The sequence below is a fragment of the Croceibacterium ferulae genome (assembly GCF_003660445.1).
GTDB classification, from domain to species: domain Bacteria; phylum Pseudomonadota; class Alphaproteobacteria; order Sphingomonadales; family Sphingomonadaceae; genus Croceibacterium; species Croceibacterium ferulae.
In genome coordinates this window covers 256,365-276,383 of sequence record NZ_QZVQ01000004.1, presented here as the reverse complement: position 1 = coordinate 276,383, position 20,019 = coordinate 256,365, and the positions used below count along the sequence as shown (strand labels likewise).

Below are 20,019 nucleotides of genomic sequence, written 5' to 3'. Positions count from 1 at the left end.
CCGCTACTGCGCCGGCGCCGGTTCCGCCGGCTCGCCGGGACTGACGCTGACGCCGTTTCCGTCCAGCCGCAGGTCCAGCGGCATTCCGGCCGCGTCGCTGGAGATCACCGCGCCGCCATCTTCCAGCCGCAGCACAGGGCCACCCTCCCCGCCCAGCTGCACATCGCCGATATCCGGCAGGTCGAGCGGCTGCACCGGGCCGCTGGGATTGGGCGCAGGAGCATCGCGCCGCCGCACCGGACCGCTGCGTTCGCCCAGGGCCTGCTGCATGAAGTCGCGCCAGATGCGCGCCGGCACGCCGCCGCCGCTGATGCCGCCGGCCAGCGGGCTGTTGTCGTCATTGCCGACCCAGACGCCGACCACCAGATCGCCCGAATAGCCGACGAACAGCGCGTCGCGATTGTCCTGCGTGGTGCCGGTCTTCCCGAAATTGGCGGATTGCAGCACCGCGGCCCGGCCGGTGCCGCGATTGACCGCCGCCCGCAACATCTGTTCCATCGCGGCATGTTCATCGGTGCCGAAGCTGTCCGTGCCATCGAACAGCCATTCCCACAGCCGCGCCAGCCAGCCCCTCTCCGCCAGCGGCAGAGCGCGCGGCTGCACCGGAAAGCGGTTGGCCGCCACGCCGGCATAGGCTGATGTCAGCTGCAGCAAGGTCACGGTGGACGTGCCCAACGCCAGCGAAGGATCGCCTTCCGGCATGGGCGAAGTGATGCCCAGGTCACGCGCCACCTCGATCACCCGATCGGATCCGACCTCCCCCAGCAGCCGCACTGCCGCGACGTTGCTGGACCGGGCAAACGCATCCTCCAGGGTGATGAAGTCGGAATAGCTGCCACCTGAATTTTCCGGGCGATAGCTGCCTTGCGTGATCGGCTGGTTGCTGATCGGATCCTCCGGCTCCCACCCATCCTCCAGCGCGGCCAGATAGACGAACAGCTTGAAGGTGGAGCCGGGCTGGCGCCGGGCCTGTGTCGCCCGGTTGAACGGGCTGTCGGCGTAGTCGCGCCCGCCGATCATGGCCACCACCTCGCCCGAGGTGCGCATCGCCACCAGCCCCACCTGAGCGCCACCCAGGGAGGCGCGCTCCACCGCCCGGCGGGCAGCGTTCTGCAACCGGCTGTCCAGAGTCGTCACCAGGGTCTGCCGGGCATAACCGGTCGACACCACCCGCCGCGCCTGCGGCAGGGCCCAGTCGGCGAAATAGGTGCCGGTGGGCAGCGTGCTGGCGTTGCGCACATCCAGCTTCGGCGCGCGCATGCGGTCCGCCTCCGCCGCTGTCAGGTATCCGGCATCGACCATCGCGCCGATCACCGTCTCCATCCGCTCCCGCGCCAGGCCGTAATTCTTTGTCGGCGCATAACGCGACGGCGCCTGCAGCAGCCCGGCCAGCATCGCCGCCTGTGCCGGCGTCAGCCGTTCGGGCTGACGGTAGAAATAATGCATAGAGGCCGCACGCAGGCCGTAAGCATTGTCGCCGAAATAGGCGTTCGAAAGATAGCGTTCGAGGATCTCGTCCTTGCTCAACCACGCTTCCAGCCAGAAGGCGATCAGCGCCTCCCGACCCTTGCGGGTCAGGCTCTGTTCCGGGGTCAGGAAGGTGAACTTGGCCAATTGCTGCGTGATCGTGCTGCCGCCTTGCGTGCGCCCGCTGGTCAGGTTGCCCCAGGCCGCACGCGCAACGCCCAGCGGATCGACGCCCCAATGCTGGTAGAACCGGCGATCCTCGATGGCGAGAAACGCCTCCACCACATGCGGCGGCAGGTCGGCCACGGCGACCGGCGCATCCACATTGCCGCCATTGCGCGCGATCGGCGTCCCGTCCGTCGCCAGCAGGGTGATCTGCGGCGGCACGATCGGTCGCAGGCTCTTGGACAATGGCGCGGTAACGGCCAGCCAGCCGATCAGCAGGATCAGCACCGCCAGCAGCGCGGCCAGCCCGTGCCGCACCCACCAGCCACGCGTGCGGCCGGTCTGCGGCAGCGGTTGAGAGGATGGCAGGGCGGGGTCGGCCACCGGCGCGAACGGCCGCGGCGGAACACGCCAGTCGTCCTGCTCCTCGTCGTCATCCAGGCCGTAAAGCGGCGACCACGGGGAATCCTCACGGTCGCGCCAGGCAGGCGGTTCCTCCCGCCGCTCTGCCCTGCCCGTCAGCCGATGCCACAATGCCATGACTGCTGTATTACCGCATCAATACAGTCAGGGCGAGTGTTTTTGCAGCGCGATGCAGTCCACTTGCCACCGGCGCAGCCAATGCCGATAGGACGGCCATGGTTGCGCTCGGATGCCTGCTGCTGCTGATCCTGCCGCTGCTCGGCTTCATGGGCGGCGCGTATCTCGGCGGCATGGAGGCGGCGCTGTGGTCCGCCATTGCGGGATTTGTCCTCGCGGCGGCAAGCTGCGCCCTTGCCGGCTACGCGCTGATGCAGGCGAGCCGCCGCAAATGACCTGCGGCGGCCTGCCAGTAGCCCCGCTCAGGCCTTGCCTATTACGCTTTCGGGCAGGTCCTTGCCGAAGACGCGCTGGTAGTACTCGGCCACCAGCATCTTCTCCGCCTCGTCACACTTGTTCAGGAAGCTGAGGCGGAAGGCGAAGCCGGGATCGTTGAAGATCTCCGTATTCTGCGCCCAGGTGATCACGGTGCGCGGGCTCATCACGGTGGAGATGTCGCCGTTCATGAAGCCCTGCCGGCTCATGTCCGCCACGCGGATCATGTCCGCCACCAGCTTCTCGCCCAGCTTCGTCTTGGCGCCGACGATCGCCCGCTCCGTTTCGGCGGAAAGGTAGTTCAGGCCGACCACGATGTTCCAGCGGTCCATCTGCCCCTGATTGATCGCCTGGGTGCCGTGATACAGGCCGCTGGTGTCGCCCAGCCCGACCGTGTTGGCGGTGGCGAACAGGCGAAAGCCGGCATGGGGCCGGATCACGCGGTTCTGGTCCAGCAGGGTCAGCTTGCCTTCCGTCTCCAGCACGCGCTGGATCACGAACATCACGTCCGGCCGCCCGGCATCATATTCGTCGAACACCAGCGCCACCGGGTGCTGCAGCGCCCAGGGCAGCAGCCCTTCGCGGAACTCGGTGACCTGCAGCCCGTCGCGCAGCACGATGGCGTCGCGGCCGATCAGGTCGATGCGGCTGATATGCGCGTCCAGGTTGATGCGGATGCAGGGCCAGTTCAGTCGGGCGGCGACCTGTTCGATATGGGTCGACTTGCCCGTGCCGTGATAGCCCTGCACCATCACGCGGCGATTGAAGGCGAAGCCCGCCAGGATCGCCAGCGTGGTGTCCGGATCGAACACATAGGTGGCGTCGGTGTCGGGCACGCGCTCATCCGCACGGGAAAAGGCCGGCACGGCCATGTCGGTGTCGATGCCGAACGCCTCCCGCACGCTGACGGTGGTGTCCGGTGCCGGCAGCGCGGTGCCGGATTCCTGCGCGGGACTGATCATCTGGGTCATGTGCCGACGTGCCTAGACAAGCGGCTTTTGCGCTGCAACCGCGAATGGCCCATCAGCCGGTCTTCGGCGGCAGGGCGAACAGTTCCACGAACCGGCGCGCCCGGTTGCGATCGCCCCGGATCGTCACGCCCGCCTGCTCGGCCTGCTCCAGCGGCTGCTTGCCATAGAAGACGCGCAGCAGCGGCAGTGGCGTGTCGGCGGCGAAGCCGATGGCGCCCTCCCCCGGCTCCCCCCGGCGGACCGGCATCGATCCCGCGGCAAGGTCCGCCACGAAGCTTTCCCCTGCCACCGTGAAGCCGACCTGCACATCCAGCGCCCGCGCCGCATCCGGATTCAGCATCGTGCGCAGGGACAGCATGAAGGCGACCGGCGACATCGGCAGTTGCGGATTGTGCGCGGGCGACATCGCCGCCCAGCGGCCCAATTCCTGGATTGAAGGTTCCAGAGCCAGCCCCCACTCGGTCAGCTGGAACAGTTGCGCCGGCGTGGGCGGCGGCAGCTTGCGCCTGACCAGGATGCCCGTCGCTTCCATGCCAGCCAGCCGCTCGGTCAGCACCTTGGCGGACAGGCCGGGCAGGCGGGCGCGCAGGTCGGAAAAGCGCAGCGGCCCCAGCATCAGCTCGCGCACGATCAGCAGCGTCCACCGCTCGCCCACCAGTTCCATCGCGAAGGCCATGCCGCAGGCATCTGCGTACCATCTGCCATGCACCGGCCTGGCAGTCTCAATCGCAGTAACTTCTTCTGACTTCATGGTTGCATAAGGTAACTGGCAGAGGCATGCTTTTCAAGTAGGTGATTCGCTTGCGAACTATGGATAGCTTTTCCGACGAACCACCGCGGCAATAACAACCGAAGGAGAGCGATCATGTATGTCAGCGGATTCCTGCTTGCCGTCCCCGAAGACAAGAAAGAGGCTTACTGTGAGATGGCCGCGGCCGCCGGGCCGTTCTTTCAGAAGCATGGCGCGATCGAGATCATGGAGGCGTGGGAGGAGGATGTGCGCGACGGCCAGCACACCGACTTCCGCATGGCGGTGAAGGCGGAAGCCGGCGAAAAGATCGTGTTCTCGTGGATCATCCGGCCCAGCAAGGAGGCGGCCGATCTGGCGGAGACGGCCATGATGACCGATCCCGACATGCAGATGCCGGAGGAGATGCCGTTCGACGGCAAGCGCATGATCTTCGGCGGCTTCGCCCCGATCTACATGCTGGGCCGCTGATCCGCGCGAAACGGGAGATAGAGCATGGCTGAAGGCAATCCCGGCACCGGTTCCGATCGCGGTGCCTTCATCTGGTACGAACTGGCAGTACCTGATCCGGCGTTGGTGCGCGACTTCTACCACCAGGTCGCCGGCTGGACCATCGACCCGGCGGGGGAGGATCATGACGGGGCGGAATACCGCATGATCCGCCGCGCCGATGGTGGCTTTGCGGGCGGCGTCCTGACGCTGACCGCGCAGATGTCCAGTGCCGGCATGCGGCCGATGTGGATCGGCTACATCCACCATCCCAACGTGGATGCCGCCGCCCGGGCGATCGTGGATGCCGGGGGGCAGTGCTTCATGGGGCCGCTCGACATGGCGGGCGTGGGCCGCATGGCGATGCTGGCCGATCCGCAGGGCGCTGCAATCTACCTGCTGGCACCAACCCCGCCGGAGGGCGATCCTGATGCGCAGAGCGACGTGTTCGGCTACATGGAGCCCGGCCGCTTCACCTGGAACGAGCTGATGACCACCGATCCGGTGGCCGCGCTCGATCTGTATGGCGACCTGTTCGGCTGGACACAGGAAGGCTCCATGCCGATGAGCGATCTGGGTGAGTACCAGTTCATCCAGCACGGCAGCACCCCGATCGGTGCGGTCATGCCGCTGGTGCCGCAGGTGGAACGCTCCTGCTGGAACTTCTACATCGCGACCGATGACATCGACCGCGCCGCGGCGGCGGTGCTGGCACATGGCGGCAGCCTGATGGGCGAGATCCAGGAGGTGCCCGGCGGCAGCTACGTTCTGAACGCCATCGACCCCGCCGGCGCGCCGATCGGGCTGGTCGGCCCCCGCAAGGAGCAGGACGCATGAGCAAGGCCGAGATCTGCCTGTGGTTTCGCAACAATGACGCGGCCGACGCGGCGCGCTTCTATGCCGCGACCTTCCCGGACAGTCATGTGGGATCCACGCAACATGCCCCCACCGATTACCCGGCGGGCAAGCAGCGGGACGCGCTGGTGGTGCATTTCACGGTGCTGGGACTGCCCTGCTTCGGCCTGAATGGCGGGAACATGGGCATCGCGCCCAATGCCAGCTTCTCGTTCTCCATGACCACGGAGGACCAGGAGGAGACCGATCGCTACTGGACCGCGCTGATCGCCGATGGCGGTGAGCCGGGTCAGTGCGGATGGTGCACGGATCGCTGGGGTATCTCGTGGCAGATCACCCCCCGGGTGCTGAGCGAGGGCATGGCCGATCCCGACCCGGCCGTCGCCAGGCGGGTGATGGAAGCGATGATGACCATGGGCAAGATCGACGTCGCCGCGATCGAAGCGGCGCGAACGGGGGAGTGATGATGAGCAGCGAGAACGAACTGTCCGTCACCCGCTATCTCGCCGCCCCGCCGGCAAAGGTGTGGGACGTGCTCGCGAACCGGCAGGCCGAATGGTGGTGCCCGACCCCATGGCGGGTCGAACTGCTGCAGCAGGAAAGGTGCGCAGGCGGTCGGTGCCGGATGGTGATGCACGGTCCACAAGGCGAGGAGATACCGCAGGACGGCATCTACCTGGCGTGGGATGAAGGGCGCCGGATCGTTTCGACCGACGCGCTGACCGGGGACTTCCAGCCGTCCGGCCCGTTCATGGTCGGCATCTGGGAGGTCGCACCTGAGGGCGACGGCACCCGCTACACCGCCCGCGCCCGGCACTGGACGGCAGAAGCGCGCGACCGGCACCTTGCCATGGGCTTCGAAGCGGGCTGGAGTGCGGTGGCGGACCAGTTCAAGGCCCTGTGCGAAGGAACATAGACGATGGCGGACTTCACCTTCTTCTTCAATCCGATGAGCCGGGCGCAGATCGCCCGCTGGGCGCTGCACGAAGTCGGCGCGGACTATGAACCCGTCCTCGTGCCCTATGATGCCGAGAAGCCCGCCGCCTTCCTGGCGGCGAATGCGATGTCCAAGGTACCCACGATCATCCACCATGGGCCAGGCGGAGACAGGGTGGTCACTGAATGTGCGGCCATCTGCCACTATTTGGCGGAAGCGACCCGGTCGCCTTTGCTGCCGGAGCCGGGAGAGCAGGCCGACTACTTCCGCTGGCTGCTGTTCGGTGCCGGCCCGCTGGAACAGGCGATCATCTCCCACACAATGGGCTGGCAGGCCAGGGACGCGCAGCAGGAGATGATGCTGGGCTTCGGCTCGTACGAGCGAACGATGGATGCGCTGGAAGACTGGCTGCAAGGGCGCGACTATGTCTGCGGCAGCCGGTTCACCATGGTCGATGTGTATCTGGGGTCGCAGGTGGATTGGGGCGTGGCCTTCGGCACCATGCCGGATCGGCCCGCGTTCCGGGCCTATGTCGAGCGTCTGCGCGCCCGCCCTGCCTATGCCGAAGCCAAGGCAATCGACACGGAGCTGATCGCACAGATGAAGCAGCCGGCCGGCTGACGGCCTCACCTCGCAAAGCGCACCGGCGCTCCCCATCTGCAGCGCAATCAGGAGATTGCCCGATGCGGACAGGATCAACGCCGGCGCGCCGCTTGCGGCAGCAGCCCTGGCACCCCGCCGAACAGGTGCGGCGCCAGCTGGGCAGCAGTGTGCGGCGCATGTTCAACGACCCTGGCAAAGGCGAGGCCCCGATCATGCCGGCGGGCGATGCGCTGTTCGCGCCCGACACTCCGATCCGCATGGTGCATGCCGATGTCACATCGATGATGGTGGGCGGCATCGCCGCGCTGCTGCTGCAGATGCTGCACCCCCATGCGCTGCAAGGCGTGCTGGACCATTCGGATTTCCGGCAGGATCTGGACGGGCGCCTGCGCCGCACCGCCCGCTTCATCGCCGTGACCACCTATGGCCCGGCGGTGGAGGCCGAGCGGGTGATCGGGCAGGTCAATGCCATCCACCGGCACGTCAACGGCACCCTGCCCGATGGCACCCCTTACAGCGCCACCGATCCCGCCACGCTGGCCTGGGTGCATCTGGCGGAGGCATGGTCCTTCCTGCACGCCTATGTCGCGCTTGTCCGGCCCGACATGCCGGGTGCGGAACAGGACGAGTATTACCGCCAGTTCGCCACGATCGCTCGCCGTCTCGGTGCCGATCCGGTCCCCGAAAGCCGGGGCGAGGCGGCGGAGCTGATGGTCGCCATGCGCCCGGCCCTGGGTGCCACCGCCATCACGCGGGAGGTCGCGAACACCGTGCTGGCGCATCGGGGCGACTCCATCGGCGCGCTGGCACAGCCGGTGCTGGCACGATCCGCGGTCGACCTGTTGCCGCCCTTCGCCCGCCCGCTGCTCGGCCTGCAAAGCAGCGGCCTGCCGGCAATCGGCACCCGGCTGGCGACCCGCGTGCTGGGCGGCACCATCCGCTGGGCCCTGCGCCCGGCCTGAGGCACAGCGGGAACCGGCAGCCCTCCTGCATCGTAGCGCGGGCAGGAGGAACCGACCATGGCCACACAACACGATCCCGTCACGTCGCAGCGCCTGGCCGGATCGCTGATGCCCGGCACCTCCATCGCACCGGCCAATTGGGGCTGGTATCTGGCTCGCGGGTTGCTGCTGATCGTGCTAGGCCTGCTTGCTGCCTTCATGCCGGCGGCGGCCTTGTTCGTGTTCGCGCTGATGTTCGCCGCCTTCTCCTTCGCGGATGGCGTGCTGAACATCATCGCCGGGGTACGCGGGGCGACACATCACCGGCAGCGCTGGTGGACGCTGATCCTGTCCGGCCTGGTCGGCGTGCTGGTGGGCGTGCTGTTCGTAGGCTTCCCCATATTGTCTTCCATCGCCTATGCCACCCTGGCCGTGCTGCTGATCGCCTTCTGGGCCATCGCCACCGGCGTGGCGGAGATCAGCGCCGCGATCCGGCTGCGGCGGGAGATCACCGGCGAGTGGCTGCTGGGCCTGTCCGGCGCGGTGTCCGTGCTGCTGGGCGTCGCTCTGCTGTGGATCGCCATGGCCAATCCGGCGGTCAGCGTCGTGTCGGTGGGGTGGATCATTGCGCTCTATGCCCTTGTCGCCGGCGTCGCGCTGGTACTGCTGGCGCTCAGGCTGCGGCGGCTGCGCTGAACCATGCACCGGCTGTTCGCCGCCATCCCGCCGCCAGACCCGGTGCTGGACGCCCTGATCGACACGACCGACGGGATCGACGGTGCCCGCTGGCAGGGCGAGGACCAGCTGCACCTGACCCTCCGTTTTATCGGCGAGGTCGAACGGCCGCTCGCCAACGAGCTGGCAGAGGCCCTGGCCGAGGTGCAGGCGCCATCGTTCAACCTGCAGGTCGCTGGCACCGGGCACTTCGAACGCAAGGGGCGGCCACACTCCGTCTGGGCGCGCGTGCTGCCTTCCGCCGGGCTCGATCTGCTGCACGGCCGGGTTGAGCGCGCCTGCCAGGCCATCGGCTTGCCGCGGGAGACCCGCAAATTCGTGCCACATGTCACCCTGGCGCGGCTGTCTGGCGGTGCCGGACTCATCGCCCCGTGGCTGGCCGACACCGGCACGCTGCAGGTGCCGGAATGGCGCGTCGAAGGCTTCACCCTGTACGAAAGCCATCTTGGCAAGGCCGGCGCCCTCTACCAGCCGGTGGTCGATTATCCGCTGGGCGAGAGTGACACCGCCGCCGTGCCGGTCAGCCGCACCGGCAGATAGAGCCCCTGCCCGGCGGCACGCAGCTTGCCGGTGCTCACCTGATCGATATCGGCGCGGATCACCAGCGGGCCTTCACGCTTCTCCGCAATGGCCCGCCGCACCTTCGCCAGCAATTCTTCGAAGTCACGTTCGAAATCCTGTGCCAGCGCCGCCGCGATGAAGCTGTCGACGCCCGGTGCGTTCGCCAGTTGCAGCAGCAGGTCACCACCCGTCATGTCCGTGGTGCCGGTGATCTCCAGTCCGGCGATACCGACCCGGCGTGAACCGGCATCGTTGACCGGCGTGCCAGTGAACCAGACCGTGCCGTCCGCCCGCTCGCCTTCGCTGTCCTGCGCCGCAAAGGTCACGCCCACCGCGATCCGCCCGCCGGTGGTGCCGTACAGCGTCACCTTCTCGAACTTCGCCCGCACCGGTCCCAGCCCCGGCACGTCGAACGGCCGCCGCGACCGCCGCTCCAGCGCGTTCAGCAGCACCGGTTGCAGCTGCCGGTAATCGGCGATCACCGGGATGAAGAAGGACAGCCGCCCGCTTTCCCGCTGCAGTGGCGCCAATGGCGGCAGAGGCGTGGGCGCGGGATCGGCCGGCCGCTGGCCGATAAATGTCTCGGTGGTGGCGGTCAGACCCAGATTGAGCTGCAACCTGCCCCGTTCGATCCGGTATCCGCCATAACGCAGCTGATGCGGAGTGATGCGCATCCAGACAGGCGGGTTCTCCGGGTTGAGCGACACGCTGGTGAAGGCCGTCTGCCACGCCCGGCCGATCTGCTGGCGCACCTGCAGCTTGCCGATCTCTCCGGGCAGCTCCCGTTCCAGCCGGGCGATGATCGGGCGCAGTTCCCGGTCTGCCGCCTGCGCGAACTCGATCCGCTGCCCCAGGAAATCTATATGCGGCGCATCCTGCCAGTCATACCGGATGTCGATCGTGCCGCGCGGGGTCCAGTCCTGCGCCAGGTCGATGCGGATCACAGCATGGGCCATGGCTGTCGCGGTCGCGGTTTCGCGTTGCAGCACACCGCCGATATCCTCCGCCCGCACCACGGCGTTTAGCGGCATGGCCAGCGTGATCTGCTCCCCTGCGCCGGTCAGGCGCAGCTGGCCACGGGTCACTTCCCCCACGATCCGGCAACGGACGGTCGGCGTCTTGATCGTGGCGATGCCGATGTCGATCCGGCGGGAGGGGACGCAGGCCTGACCCGGCTGGTCGATCTGCCACAGGCGGTGCGGCAGGCGCCGTTCCAGCGCGGTCGCCAGATTGCCGAGATCGGCTTCCACCGGCACGGCGATGAAGGACTCGATCTGCTCGACCGGAATGGGATCATTGGCGCGCGGCGGCGCACCGTCATTGCCCCGACCGCTGCACGCAGTCAGCGCCGCCATCGCCAGCAACGCACCCGATTTGCCCAACCCGGCCACTCACGCCCTCCCCCTGCTCTGCAGTGGAAATGCGCAAGCGGCCGAGTTGGTTGCGCTTACAGCTCCAGGCCGGTCCAGTGTGCCAGGAAGGCCAGGATGTCGGCGCCTTCCGCGATGGCCTTGTCGGTCGGTTTGCCGGCGCCATGGCCCGCACGCGTCTCGATCCGGATCAGCTGCGGCCGCGGCCCCAGACCTGCCGCCTGCAGCGCGGCAGTGTACTTGAAGCTGTGCCCCGGCACCACGCGGTCATCCGTGTCGGCCGTGGTCACCAGAAGCGCCGGGTAGGAGGTGTTGTTGCGGATGTTATGCAGCGGGCTGTAGGCGCGCAGGGTGCGGAAATCCGCCTCCTGGTCAGGGTGGCCGTAATCGTCCACCCAATACCGGCCCGCCGTCCAGCGATCGAAACGCAGCATGTCCATCACGCCCACCGCGGCATTGCCTGCGGCGAACAGGTCGGGCCGCTGGTTGACCACCGCGCCCACCAGCAGGCCGCCATTGGATCCGCCCTGAATGGCCAGACCGTCCTTTGTGGTGACGCCTTCCGCCTTCAGGAACTCGCCCGCGGCGATGAAGTCGTCGAACACGTTCTGCTTGTTGGCCAGCCGCCCGCCATCGTGCCACGCCTTGCCATACTCACCGCCACCGCGGATGTTGGCCAGCGCATAGGCACCGCCCGCCTCGACCCAGGCCAGCCGGCTGGCGGCGAAGCCCGGCGTCAGGGAGATGTCGAACCCGCCGTAGCCGTACAGCAGCGTCGGCACCGGCTGGCCGCTGGCGGCCACGTCCTTGCGCCGCATCAGGAACATCGGCACGCGTGTGCCATCCTTCGACTGGTAGAAGCGCTGCTCCACCACGAAGTCGTCCGGCTGGAAGGTCAGGCGCGGCTGGAAGAACGGCTCGCTGGCCAGCGTGCTGACGGTCAGGCGGTTGATCGCGGCCGGCTGGTTGAAGGACGAGTAGACGTAGAACGCCTCGTCCTTGCCCGGCTCCCCGCTGATGCCGCCCAGCGATCCGATGCCGGGCAGCTCGATCCGGGACTGCTCGTTCCCCTGCCGGTCGAACACCAGCGCGGCGGACTTGGCGTCTTCCAGATAGGACACGATCAGCCGCTCGCCGACCAGGGTGGCAAATTCGATCACGCTGTCGCGCTCGGCAATGACCGGCTGCCACTGCGGCGGGGCGGCAGCGGTGACATTGTTCATGTCCACCGCCACCACCCGGTACATCGGCGCGTCCTGGTTGGTGCTGAACCACAGCCGGTCGCCGACGCCGTCGATCAGCGACCAGGCATTCTCGAACCCGGTGACCAGAGGCACCGCCTGCCAGCCCTTGCTGTCGCGCGCCGATAGGTCGATCGCGTGCACCTCGTACTTGGCATCGGTGCCGAGCGAGGACGTGACGATCGCCCACTTGCCGTCGGCGGTGACGCTGACGCCGTGCCCGCGCTCTGGATGGTCGGGCGTCGCGAAGACCTGCTGGTCCTCGCTCTGCGGCGTGCCGAGGCGGTGGTAATAGACCGCCTGGTTGTAGTTCAGCGCCTGGAAGTTCTGCCCCGCCTCCGGCTCCGGGAAGCGGGAATACAGGAAACCGTCATTGCCGACCCAAGCCAGGCCCGTGAACTTGGCCCAGCGGACCTCGTCCGCCAGCGTCTCGCCCGTCGTCACGTCCAGCGCGCGGATGATGCGCCAGTCCGTGCCGCCATCCTGCACCGCATAGAGCAGCCGGCTGCCATCAGGCGACGGCGCCCAGTCGGCCAGCGCGGTGGCGCCATCGTTCGCCCAGCTGTTCGGATCCAGCAGCAGGCGCGGCTCCGCATTCAGGCCGTCGCGCACATATAGCGGCGACTGGTTCTGCAGCCCGCTATTGCTGGTGTGGAAGTAGCGTCCACCGCGCTCCATCGGCGTGGAGATACGCTGGAAGTCGGTCAGCTGCGCGATCCGCTGCGCCAGCTCCCCCCGGCCGGGCAGCTGGTTCAGGTAGGCCTGCGTCACGGCATTCTGCTGCTCGACCCACTGCGCCACCGCCGGATCGTTGCGGACGTCGTTCTCCAGCCAGCGATACGGATCGGCAATGGTCTCGCCGAAGATCTCCTCGCTCGTCTCGACCGTGGCGGTCTGGGGGTAGGCCGGCGCCGGCAACGGGGTCATCATGGTGGCGGCGGCAAGGAGGGAAAGGCTCAAAGGTGCGGTCCCGTGTTCTGTTGCAATAACAGGACCGTAGCCGGGTGCGGTGGACGTGCAAAGGGGGCTGGTGACCCCGCCGGGCGGCTAGATCTCCACCTGGCTGCCCAGTTCCACCACGCGATTGGTCGGCAGGTTGAAGAATTGCATGGGCGTTGCCGCGTTGCGCATCATCCAGGCGAACAGCCGTTCGCGCCAGATCGCCATGCCGGGTGTCTCCGCCGACAGCAGCGTCTGGCGCGAAAGGAAGAAGCTGGTCTGGATCATCTCGAACGGGCCGCCGCCGATCTCGATCTTGTGCGGCGCGGGCTCGACGTAGTCGTCACCCTTCTTGGCGCGGCTGATCGCCTTCAGCGCGGCCGGCACGTCGGTTTCCTGCATGAAGCCATAACGCAGCTGCACGGAATAGAAGCCGTCACCATGTTCGGTGATGTCGAAGCGTTCGGCATCGTCCACGAACGGGATATCCGCGATCTGCACGGTCAGCACCACCACGCGTTCGTGCAGCACCTTGTTGTGCTTGATGTTGTGCAGCAGCGCCGATGGCGTGCCGCTGGCACCCGAATGCATGAAGATGGCCGTCCCCGGCACCCGCGCGGTGGAATTGCGCGCGCTCTTGGCGAAGATGGCGAGCGGCAGGCTGACCTCCGCCATGCGCGCACGCATCAGGCGCCGCCCCTTCGACCAGGTGGTCAGCAGGATGAAGGCGACCGCGCCCACCAGCAACGGAAACCAGCCGCCGCTGGGGATCTTGGTCGCATTGGCAAGGAAGTAGGCGCCGTCCACCACCAGGAACAGAACGGCGACCGGCACCCAGAAATACCACTTCCACTTCCACACCGCGAACAGCAGCACCGCCAGCAGGCAGGTGTCGATCAGCATCGCCCCGGTCACCGCGATGCCATAGGCGGAGGCGAGGTTGGACGAGTTGCGGAAGAACAGCACCAGCAGGATCACCGCGATGCACAGCGTCCAGTTCACCAGCGGGATGTAGATCTGCCCCTGGTGCTGCTGGCTGGTATGCTGGATTGTCAGCCGCGGAATGTACCCCAGCTGCACCGCCTGGTGCGTGACCGAGAATGCCCCCGAAATTACGGCCTGGCTGGCGATAAAGGCGGCGGCGGCGGCCAGCAGCACCAGCGGCAGGCGCAGCACTTCTGGGGCCATCACGAAGAACGGATTGCGGATGGCATCCGCCGCGGCGGCATCGCCCATGCCCATGATCATCGCGCCCTGCCCGAAATAGTTGAGCAGCAGCGCCGGCATCACGAAGCCGAACCATGACAGGCGCATCGGCCCGCGGCCGAAATGGCCCATGTCGGTGTACAGCGCTTCCGAACCGGTCACCGCCAGCACCACGGAGCCGAGCGCCAGGAAGGCGAGCCAGCCATCCAGCATGAAGAACTGCACCGCATACCACGGGTTCAGCGCCACCAGCACTTCCGGGGCCCGGAAGATGTGACCGACCCCCAGCACCGCCAGAGTGAGGAAATACACCAGCATGATCGGCGCGAACAGCAGGCCGATACGCGCCGTGCCGCGCTTCTGGATGAAGAACAGCGCCACCAGCATCACCAGCGCGATGGGGATGACGAACGGGCTGAGCCCGCGCTGCACCACCGTCAGCCCCTCCACCGCAGACAGCACCGACACGGCGGGGGTGATCATGCAATCGCCGAAGAACAGCGCCGTCGCGAACACCGCCAGCATCAGCGTGATCCAGTGCCAGCGGGATTCGCCGATATGCCGGCTGATCAGCGTGACCAGCGCCAGCGTGCCGCCCTGCCCCTTGTTGTCGGCCCGCATCAGCAGCGAGACATACTGGATGGAGACGATCAGCGTCATCGACCAGAAGATCAGGCTGACCACGCCCAGGATATGCGCGTCATCGATCGTCAGCTTGTGCGGGCCGACGAAGGTTTCGCGAAAGGCGTAAAGCGGGCTGGTGCCGATATCGCCGAAGACGATGCCGACAGCGCCGACCGCAAGCTTCAGCTTGGCGGAGGTGCGCTCTTCCCCGTCGATGGCGCTCAAGGCGTGCGGTCCCTCGAATAGACGCAGGATACGGCCGGACACCATGCCCCGGCACGAACAAGCGGCGCGCTTAGCAGCCCGTTCACAGCGCTGCAATGTGCGCTGCGGCAAGTTGTTCCGTTGCCGCCCGGCTGCATCACTGCCGCTCTGGAGCTACCTGCTGCGCCTGCAGGGCGGCGGCGAGCAACTGGTCCAGCCGGTCCAGCCGCTCCACCAGCAAGACCCGCGCATCGGCACCCTCGGCTGCCCGACCGGCGGCCTGCTCCGCCGTCACCGGCGGCACCCCGGCCAGCGTCGCCACCCAGGTCTCCCGCCCCACGATGATGTCTCCGCCTCGCAACTGGTTGAGGCCCAGGAAGTATCCGGCGGCCAGCGCGGTGCCGGGCTGCGCGGCGGCGCGGGCATAGGCCAGCCGGGCGGGTGCGGTCAGCAGGCCGTCCGCATGTTCCACCAGGCTGTTGGCCAGCGCCAGCCATGCTTCTCCATCACGCGGGTCTTCCTGCACGGCGATCCGCAGCAGACCGGCGGCGGTCACGTAATCGCCACGCGCGGCGAAGGCATCGGCGGTGATCAGCGTCCGCGCGTCGGAGCGGGCTTCCCACCCGATCATCTCCTGACGCAAGGCGCGCCATTCCTGTCCCGGTGCAGGTCGCAGGGCAATGCCGGCGGCCGGCGCGGCCGGAACGTCGGGACGCGCCTGCAGGGCATAGCCGGCCAGCCCCAGCGCCAGGGCGGCGGCGAAGGCGGCGATGGCGCCGCGCCCGATCCGCAGCACCAGCACAGCCAGCGCCAGTGCCGCCGCCGCGAGCGCGATGACCAGCACCCAGCTCACCGGCCCCGCCCCCGCAGGCGGCGCGCGATCACCAGCACCGCCACCACCAGCAGCAGCACCGGTATGGCGAAGAGCGGCCAGGTCGTGGCGCCGGGCGCGGGGCGGTAGCTGATGTAATCGCCATAGCGGGCAATCAGCCAGCCGCGCACCTCCTCCGGCGTCTCGCCGGCCGCGAGGCGCGTGCGCACCTGATGGCGCATGTCACCGGCCATCGGCGCGTCGCTGTCGGCGATCGACTGGCTCTGGCAGGTGAGGCAGCGCAAGGTGTCCATCAGATCCCGCGCCTGCTGCTCCAGCCCGGGGTCGTCCAGCTGGCGATAGGCGTAAGGCGCCGGCGGCAGGCCGTCCTGCGCCTGGGCAGCGACCGGCAGCAGCGCCAGCAGGAGGGCCAGCAGCAATCTCACTCGCCGGCCTCCCGCAATTCGTCCAGCAGCCGCGGCACGTCCTCTGCGCGGATGTCGCCGATGTGCTGGTGGCGGATCACGCCGGTGCCGTCGATCACGAAGGTTTCCGGCACGCCGGAGGAGCCGAGCGCGATCTGCAGTTGGCTGTAAGGGTCGGCGCCGATGCGACTGAAAGGATTGCCATAAGCATCCAGGAAGGCCGCGACATCGTCCGGCGTATCACGGATCGCCACGGCGACGATCTCCGCCCCGCCGGCCTGCAACGCGGCCAATTGCGGCGCCTCCGCCGCGCAGGGCACGCACCAGCTGGCGAACACGTTCAGCAGGCGCGGCTTGCCATCAGCGAAGTCGGTATTGGCGAGCGGCGGCTGACCGGGCAACGCCGGCTTCAGGCTGAACGTCGGCAGCGGCTGGCCAATCAGGGCGGAGCGGACGAATTCGTCCTTCGGCCGGCTCAGCTGCAGCGCGAACAGGCCGAACAGCAGCGCGATCGCCAGCAGGGGCAGCCACAGCCACAGGCGCCAGCGGATCACGCCCGCGCCTCCCGCCAGCGGCGCCGGCGGCGCAGGTCGCCCACCACATGGCCGATCAGCGCCAGCAGGCCACCCAGCGCGATCAGCCCGCCGCCATACCAGATGCAGGTGACGAACGGCTTCCACCACAGCCGCAGCTGCCACCGCTCGGCCCCGTCGCCGGGAGCTTGCCCGCCGACCACCGCGTAAAGCTGCCCGTTCCAGCGCGTCAGCAGCGCGCTTTCGCTGGTCTGCTGCGCCGGCGCCCAGAAGCTGCGCGCCTGCGGTTCGATCGGCACGGATGCGCCACCGGCATAGGCGACCTGCAACGTCGCGCTCAACGCGGTCCAGTTCGGGCCGGCGACCGGCTCCACGCCCGCCAGCGTCACCTGCCACGGCCCCACGCTTGTCTGCTCGCCCGTGCGCAGCGCAACCAGCCGTTCGGTGGTGAAGGCGCTGTCGGCCGCCATGCCGAACACCGCCACCGCCACGCCCAGATGCGCCAGCACCATGCCCCACAGGGTCAACGGCGCACGGGTCAGCCGCCGGCGGGCGAGCGGCAGCACGCTGCCCACCGCCACCGCGGCGGCCAGCGCCATGCCCAGCAGCGGCAGCAGCGCGATGCCCGCCAGCAGCCACGCCGCCAGCAGCGCGGCCGCGAAGGCAGCGGCGACCGCGACCATCTGCCAGCGGACGCGCGCCAGCCGGTCCTGCCGCCAGCGCAGCAGCGGGCCTATGGCGAGCACCGCCATCATGGGCAGGAAGAAGATCGCGCCCATGGGGTTGAAGTACGGTGGCCCGACGGAGACACGGAAGCCCAACGCCTCCGTCAGCAAGGGATAGAGCGTGCCCAGCAGCACGATGCCCAGGATGGCGGACAGCGCGACATTGTTGATCACCAGCCCCCCTTCCCGGCTGACCGCCGCGAACCGCTCACCTTCCGCCACCGTGCCGGCGCGCAGGGCGAACAGCGCCAGCGCACCGCCGATATACAGCGTCAGCAGCGCCAGGATGAAGGTGCCGCGTTCCGGATCGACCGCAAAGGCATGGACGCTGGTCAGGATGCCCGACCGCACCAGGAAGGTGCCGATCATGCTCATGGAGAAAGCCACCACGCCCAGCATCAGCGTCCAGGTGCGCAGCGCATCACGCGCCGCCAGCACGCCCGCCGAATGGAGCAGCGCGGTCGCCGCCAGCCACGGCATCAGCGATGCGTTCTCCACCGGATCCCAGAACCACCAGCCGCCCCAGCCCAACTCGTAATAAGCCCAGTACGAACCGGCGGTGATGCCCAGCGTCAGCGCCACCCACGCGCCCAGCACCCAGGGGCGCATCACGCGGGCAAAGGCGGGCGTCACCTCGCGCGTCAGCAACGCGCCGACCGCGAAGGAGAACGCCACCGACAGGCCGACATAGCCGCAGTAAAGCACCGGCGGATGCAGGGCGAGGCCGATATCCTGCAGCAGCGGGTTCAGCCCCGCGCCCTCCGGCGGCGCAGGCACGGCCCTGGCGAACGGATTGGAGGAGACGAGCAGGAAGGCATAGAATCCCAGCCCCACGAATGCCTGCGCCGCCAGCGTCGCCAGCAGCGTGCGTTCCGGCAGGCGATGCTCCACCCAGGCGATCAGCCCGCCGGCCAGTGCCATCACGGTGATCCACAGCAGCATGGAGCCTTCGTGATTGCCCCAGGTGCCCGCCAGCTTGAAGATCGCGGGCTTCGCCGAATGCGAATTGTCGGCAACCAGCGCCACCGAAAGGTCGGTCACGGCGAACAGGTAAAGCAGCGCGGCAAAGGCGATGGCGCATAGCAGCGCCTGCACCTGCGCCGCCGGGCGGACCAGCGCGGCGAGCGGCTCCGCCTCGCCACGCATCAGCGCGACAGCGCCCCCCAGCAGTTGCAAAGCAGCCAGCGCCGCTGCCAGCCACAGCGCGGCAAGGCCCAGCTCGGCGATCACTCCTGCGTTTCCGCGACGGTCTCTCGCGCCTCGGCCGGGCTCATGTCCTGCAATTCGCGGGGCATGTAGTTCTCGTCATGCTTGGCCAGCAGGTTGGTGGCCAGGAACGTGCCGTCGGCGCGCAGCGCGCCTTCCGCCACCACGCCGGACCCTTCGACGAACAGGTCGGGCACGATGCCGCTGAACTGCACCGGCACGCGCGCCTGCCCGTCGCCCACCACGAAGCGGACGGTCACGCCGTCGGCAGCGGTCTGCAACGATCCCTCCTGCACCATGCCGCCCAGCCGCACTGCCTGCCCGGTGGCTGGGGGATCGTCCACCATGGCGCTGGGCACATAGAAGTAGCTCGCCTGATTGCGCAGCGCCCAGGCGGCCAGCAGCCCGGCCCCGATCAGCGCCGCCAGCGCGACGATCACCAGCACCAGCCGCTGATGCTTTGCCTTGAGCGCGGTCATCAGCCGCCCTTCGCCCGGTCACGCCGGCGCTCGGCACGCCGCATGGACAGCCAGCTCCAGCCCGCCAGCACCAGTGTGGCAAGCGCCGCGACGGCATAGGCGACCAGCACGAAGCTCCATTGGTCCAGCCCTTCGCGCATCAGCCCCACTCCCTCGCCGGCGCGGCGGCACGGCGACGCATGCGTGCCTCGGCCTGCGCATCGGCCAGCAACGCGCGCATCCGCGCCAGCACCACTCCGCCGAACAGCAGGGAGAAACCAAGCGTGGCCACCAGCAGCGGGGCCAGGAACACGCCGTCTATAGCGGACCGGCCCAGCGTGATGGATGGCGGCTGATGCAGCGAATTCCACCACACGACCGAGCGATTGATGATGGGCACGTTGATCGCGCCCACCAGCCCATAGATCGCCAGGATGCGGCTGGACGCGCCATCGCGCGCGATTGCCCCGGCCAGGGCGATGTAGCCCAGATACAGGAACAGCAGCACCAGCATGGAGGTCAGCCGCCCGTCCCACACCCACCAGGTGCCCCAGGTCGGGCGGCCCCAAATGGAGCCGGTGGCGAGGCAGATGGCGGCAAAGGTGGCACCCGGCACGGCCGCGGCCCGCGCCGCGATGGCGGCCAGCGGGTGGCGCCAGACCAGTTCGACCAGGCTGGCGATGGCGATGGTCATCCAGCCGCCCATCCCCAGCCAGGCGGCGGGAACATGGACGAACAGGATGCGCACCGTCTCGCCCATCAGCCGGTCCGGCGGCACCACCAGCAGGCCCCAGGCCAGGGCAGCGCTAACCAGCGCCAGCCCGGCGATCAGCAGGGGCAGCGTCAGCCAGCGGGCTATGCCGAGAAAGCGGGCAGGATTGGCGTAGAAATGCATGAACAGATGGTGACCTGCGGGCTGTTCTACTGCCTGCCCCGCCCGCCGCAAGTCC

22 protein-coding genes are annotated in these 20,019 nt (G+C 68.3%); 9 read left to right on the top strand and 13 right to left on the bottom strand.

The genetic code is table 11. The annotated features are described in order from the left end of the window. Nucleotides 1–3: 3 nt before the first annotated feature. Entirely contained in the window at nucleotides 4–2,172 is a 2,169-nt protein-coding gene (locus tag D5S08_RS06580) for a transglycosylase domain-containing protein (RefSeq protein WP_121116757.1), read from the bottom strand. Between the two features lie 98 nt (nucleotides 2,173–2,270). Here D5S08_RS06580 and D5S08_RS16900 point away from each other — a divergent pair, with 98 nt between their 5' ends. Beyond that, on the top strand, nucleotides 2,271–2,447 hold the full coding sequence (locus D5S08_RS16900; RefSeq protein WP_175578889.1) for a hypothetical protein: 177 nt from the start codon (nucleotides 2,271–2,273) through the stop codon (nucleotides 2,445–2,447). Between the two features lie 27 nt (nucleotides 2,448–2,474). On the opposite strand, the gene cobS is transcribed toward D5S08_RS16900, so the two are convergent. Next, nucleotides 2,475–3,458, bottom strand: a complete 984-nt coding sequence (gene cobS, locus D5S08_RS06575) for a cobaltochelatase subunit CobS (protein WP_121116755.1) — start codon at nucleotides 3,456–3,458, stop codon at nucleotides 2,475–2,477. A 52-nt stretch (nucleotides 3,459–3,510) separates the two neighbouring features. Further along, nucleotides 3,511–4,134 carry a winged helix-turn-helix transcriptional regulator gene (locus D5S08_RS06570; RefSeq protein ID WP_241557262.1) on the bottom strand — a complete coding sequence of 208 codons (624 nt, stop codon included), beginning with the start codon at nucleotides 4,132–4,134 and terminating at the stop codon, nucleotides 3,511–3,513. Nucleotides 4,135–4,323: 189 nt separating this feature from the next. On the opposite strand from D5S08_RS06570, the gene D5S08_RS06565 reads away from it, so the two are divergent. The 8 genes from D5S08_RS06565 (at nucleotide 4,324) to thpR (ending at nucleotide 9,306) form a co-directional block, all read left to right on the top strand. Further along, entirely contained in the window at nucleotides 4,324–4,677 is a 354-nt protein-coding gene (locus D5S08_RS06565) for a DUF1428 domain-containing protein (protein WP_206610294.1), read from the top strand. Nucleotides 4,678–4,701: 24 nt separating this feature from the next. Then, entirely contained in the window at nucleotides 4,702–5,532 is an 831-nt protein-coding gene (locus D5S08_RS06560; RefSeq protein WP_121116749.1) for a VOC family protein, read from the top strand. Then, nucleotides 5,529–6,014, top strand: a complete 486-nt coding sequence (locus tag D5S08_RS06555) for a VOC family protein (RefSeq protein WP_121116747.1) — start codon at nucleotides 5,529–5,531, stop codon at nucleotides 6,012–6,014. Before D5S08_RS06560 ends, D5S08_RS06555 begins: the two co-directional genes overlap by 4 nt. Further along, complete coding sequence (locus D5S08_RS06550) at nucleotides 6,014–6,466, top strand: SRPBCC domain-containing protein (protein ID WP_121116745.1); 453 nt, start codon at nucleotides 6,014–6,016, stop codon at nucleotides 6,464–6,466. Before D5S08_RS06555 ends, D5S08_RS06550 begins: the two co-directional genes overlap by 1 nt. A 3-nt stretch (nucleotides 6,467–6,469) precedes the next feature. Further along, entirely contained in the window at nucleotides 6,470–7,108 is a 639-nt protein-coding gene (locus D5S08_RS06545) for a glutathione S-transferase family protein (RefSeq protein ID WP_121116743.1), read from the top strand. A gap of 62 nt (nucleotides 7,109–7,170) precedes the next feature. Continuing rightward, the gene (locus D5S08_RS06540; RefSeq protein ID WP_121116741.1) at nucleotides 7,171–8,052 is read left to right on the top strand and encodes an oxygenase MpaB family protein; all 882 of its coding nucleotides are present in this window, start codon (nucleotides 7,171–7,173) and stop codon (nucleotides 8,050–8,052) included. Nucleotides 8,053–8,109: 57 nt separating this feature from the next. Continuing rightward, entirely contained in the window at nucleotides 8,110–8,727 is a 618-nt protein-coding gene (locus tag D5S08_RS06535) for an HdeD family acid-resistance protein (RefSeq protein ID WP_121116739.1), read from the top strand. A gap of 3 nt (nucleotides 8,728–8,730) precedes the next feature. Continuing rightward, nucleotides 8,731–9,306: an RNA 2',3'-cyclic phosphodiesterase gene (gene thpR / locus D5S08_RS06530; protein ID WP_121116737.1), complete on the top strand. Its 576-nt coding sequence runs from the start codon at nucleotides 8,731–8,733 to the stop codon at nucleotides 9,304–9,306. Here thpR and D5S08_RS06525 read toward each other — a convergent pair. The 10 genes from D5S08_RS06525 to ccmC form a co-directional block, all read right to left on the bottom strand. Continuing rightward, nucleotides 9,249–10,718 carry a DUF4403 family protein gene (locus D5S08_RS06525; protein ID WP_241557260.1) on the bottom strand — a complete coding sequence of 490 codons (1,470 nt, stop codon included), beginning with the start codon at nucleotides 10,716–10,718 and terminating at the stop codon, nucleotides 9,249–9,251. The two genes, thpR and D5S08_RS06525, sit on opposite strands and share 58 nt — an antisense overlap. A gap of 56 nt (nucleotides 10,719–10,774) precedes the next feature. Continuing rightward, the gene (locus D5S08_RS06520; RefSeq protein WP_121116733.1) at nucleotides 10,775–12,868 is read right to left on the bottom strand and encodes a prolyl oligopeptidase family serine peptidase; all 2,094 of its coding nucleotides are present in this window, start codon (nucleotides 12,866–12,868) and stop codon (nucleotides 10,775–10,777) included. A gap of 117 nt (nucleotides 12,869–12,985) precedes the next feature. After that, nucleotides 12,986–14,977 carry a potassium transporter Kup gene (locus D5S08_RS06515; RefSeq protein ID WP_121116731.1) on the bottom strand — a complete coding sequence of 664 codons (1,992 nt, stop codon included), beginning with the start codon at nucleotides 14,975–14,977 and terminating at the stop codon, nucleotides 12,986–12,988. A 91-nt stretch (nucleotides 14,978–15,068) separates the two neighbouring features. Continuing rightward, a complete protein-coding gene (locus D5S08_RS06510) occupies nucleotides 15,069–15,764 on the bottom strand; it encodes a tetratricopeptide repeat protein (RefSeq protein ID WP_155522964.1) in 696 nt (231 codons plus the stop codon). Then, nucleotides 15,761–16,168, bottom strand: coding sequence for a cytochrome c-type biogenesis protein (locus tag D5S08_RS06505; protein WP_121116727.1), 408 nt, complete (start codon nucleotides 16,166–16,168; stop codon nucleotides 15,761–15,763). Before D5S08_RS06505 ends, D5S08_RS06510 begins: the two co-directional genes overlap by 4 nt. Then, nucleotides 16,165–16,701, bottom strand: coding sequence for a redoxin family protein (locus tag D5S08_RS06500; protein ID WP_241557258.1), 537 nt, complete (start codon nucleotides 16,699–16,701; stop codon nucleotides 16,165–16,167). The genes D5S08_RS06505 and D5S08_RS06500 overlap by 4 nt, the downstream gene beginning before the upstream one ends. Then, nucleotides 16,698–18,635 carry a heme lyase CcmF/NrfE family subunit gene (locus D5S08_RS06495; RefSeq protein ID WP_121116725.1) on the bottom strand — a complete coding sequence of 646 codons (1,938 nt, stop codon included), beginning with the start codon at nucleotides 18,633–18,635 and terminating at the stop codon, nucleotides 16,698–16,700. Before D5S08_RS06495 ends, D5S08_RS06500 begins: the two co-directional genes overlap by 4 nt. Then, a complete protein-coding gene (gene ccmE, locus D5S08_RS06490) occupies nucleotides 18,632–19,090 on the bottom strand; it encodes a cytochrome c maturation protein CcmE (RefSeq protein WP_121116723.1) in 459 nt (152 codons plus the stop codon). Before ccmE ends, D5S08_RS06495 begins: the two co-directional genes overlap by 4 nt. Continuing rightward, the gene (locus tag D5S08_RS16895) at nucleotides 19,090–19,230 is read right to left on the bottom strand and encodes a hypothetical protein (RefSeq protein ID WP_175578888.1); all 141 of its coding nucleotides are present in this window, start codon (nucleotides 19,228–19,230) and stop codon (nucleotides 19,090–19,092) included. Before D5S08_RS16895 ends, ccmE begins: the two co-directional genes overlap by 1 nt. Continuing rightward, on the bottom strand, nucleotides 19,230–19,964 hold the full coding sequence (ccmC, locus tag D5S08_RS06485) for a heme ABC transporter permease CcmC (RefSeq protein WP_121116721.1): 735 nt from the start codon (nucleotides 19,962–19,964) through the stop codon (nucleotides 19,230–19,232). The genes D5S08_RS16895 and ccmC overlap by 1 nt, the downstream gene beginning before the upstream one ends. Between the last annotated feature and the right edge of the window lie 55 nt (nucleotides 19,965–20,019).

What these genes read in the sequence shown, in the direction of transcription:
- D5S08_RS16895 (WP_175578888.1), bottom strand. Translation starts at nt 19,230, where the DNA reads ATGCGCGAAGGGCTGGACCAATGGAGCTTCGTGCTGGTCGCCTATGCC.
- D5S08_RS06515 (WP_121116731.1), bottom strand. Translation starts at nt 14,977, where the DNA reads ATGGTGTCCGGCCGTATCCTGCGTCTATTCGAGGGACCGCACGCCTTG.
- D5S08_RS06535 (WP_121116739.1), top strand. Translation starts at nt 8,110, where the DNA reads ATGGCCACACAACACGATCCCGTCACGTCGCAGCGCCTGGCCGGATCG.
- D5S08_RS06570 (WP_241557262.1), bottom strand. Translation starts at nt 4,134, where the DNA reads ATGGCCTTCGCGATGGAACTGGTGGGCGAGCGGTGGACGCTGCTGATC.
- D5S08_RS06540 (WP_121116741.1), top strand. Translation starts at nt 7,171, where the DNA reads ATGCGGACAGGATCAACGCCGGCGCGCCGCTTGCGGCAGCAGCCCTGG.
- ccmC (WP_121116721.1), bottom strand. Translation starts at nt 19,964, where the DNA reads ATGCATTTCTACGCCAATCCTGCCCGCTTTCTCGGCATAGCCCGCTGG.
- D5S08_RS06555 (WP_121116747.1), top strand. Translation starts at nt 5,529, where the DNA reads ATGAGCAAGGCCGAGATCTGCCTGTGGTTTCGCAACAATGACGCGGCC.
- D5S08_RS06565 (WP_206610294.1), top strand. Translation starts at nt 4,324, where the DNA reads ATGTATGTCAGCGGATTCCTGCTTGCCGTCCCCGAAGACAAGAAAGAG.
- D5S08_RS06580 (WP_121116757.1), bottom strand. Translation starts at nt 2,172, where the DNA reads ATGGCATTGTGGCATCGGCTGACGGGCAGGGCAGAGCGGCGGGAGGAA.
- D5S08_RS06550 (WP_121116745.1), top strand. Translation starts at nt 6,014, where the DNA reads ATGATGAGCAGCGAGAACGAACTGTCCGTCACCCGCTATCTCGCCGCC.
- D5S08_RS06545 (WP_121116743.1), top strand. Translation starts at nt 6,470, where the DNA reads ATGGCGGACTTCACCTTCTTCTTCAATCCGATGAGCCGGGCGCAGATC.
- D5S08_RS06520 (WP_121116733.1), bottom strand. Translation starts at nt 12,868, where the DNA reads ATGATGACCCCGTTGCCGGCGCCGGCCTACCCCCAGACCGCCACGGTC.
- ccmE (WP_121116723.1), bottom strand. Translation starts at nt 19,090, where the DNA reads ATGACCGCGCTCAAGGCAAAGCATCAGCGGCTGGTGCTGGTGATCGTC.
- cobS (WP_121116755.1), bottom strand. Translation starts at nt 3,458, where the DNA reads ATGACCCAGATGATCAGTCCCGCGCAGGAATCCGGCACCGCGCTGCCG.
- thpR (WP_121116737.1), top strand. Translation starts at nt 8,731, where the DNA reads ATGCACCGGCTGTTCGCCGCCATCCCGCCGCCAGACCCGGTGCTGGAC.
- D5S08_RS16900 (WP_175578889.1), top strand. Translation starts at nt 2,271, where the DNA reads ATGGTTGCGCTCGGATGCCTGCTGCTGCTGATCCTGCCGCTGCTCGGC.
- D5S08_RS06560 (WP_121116749.1), top strand. Translation starts at nt 4,702, where the DNA reads ATGGCTGAAGGCAATCCCGGCACCGGTTCCGATCGCGGTGCCTTCATC.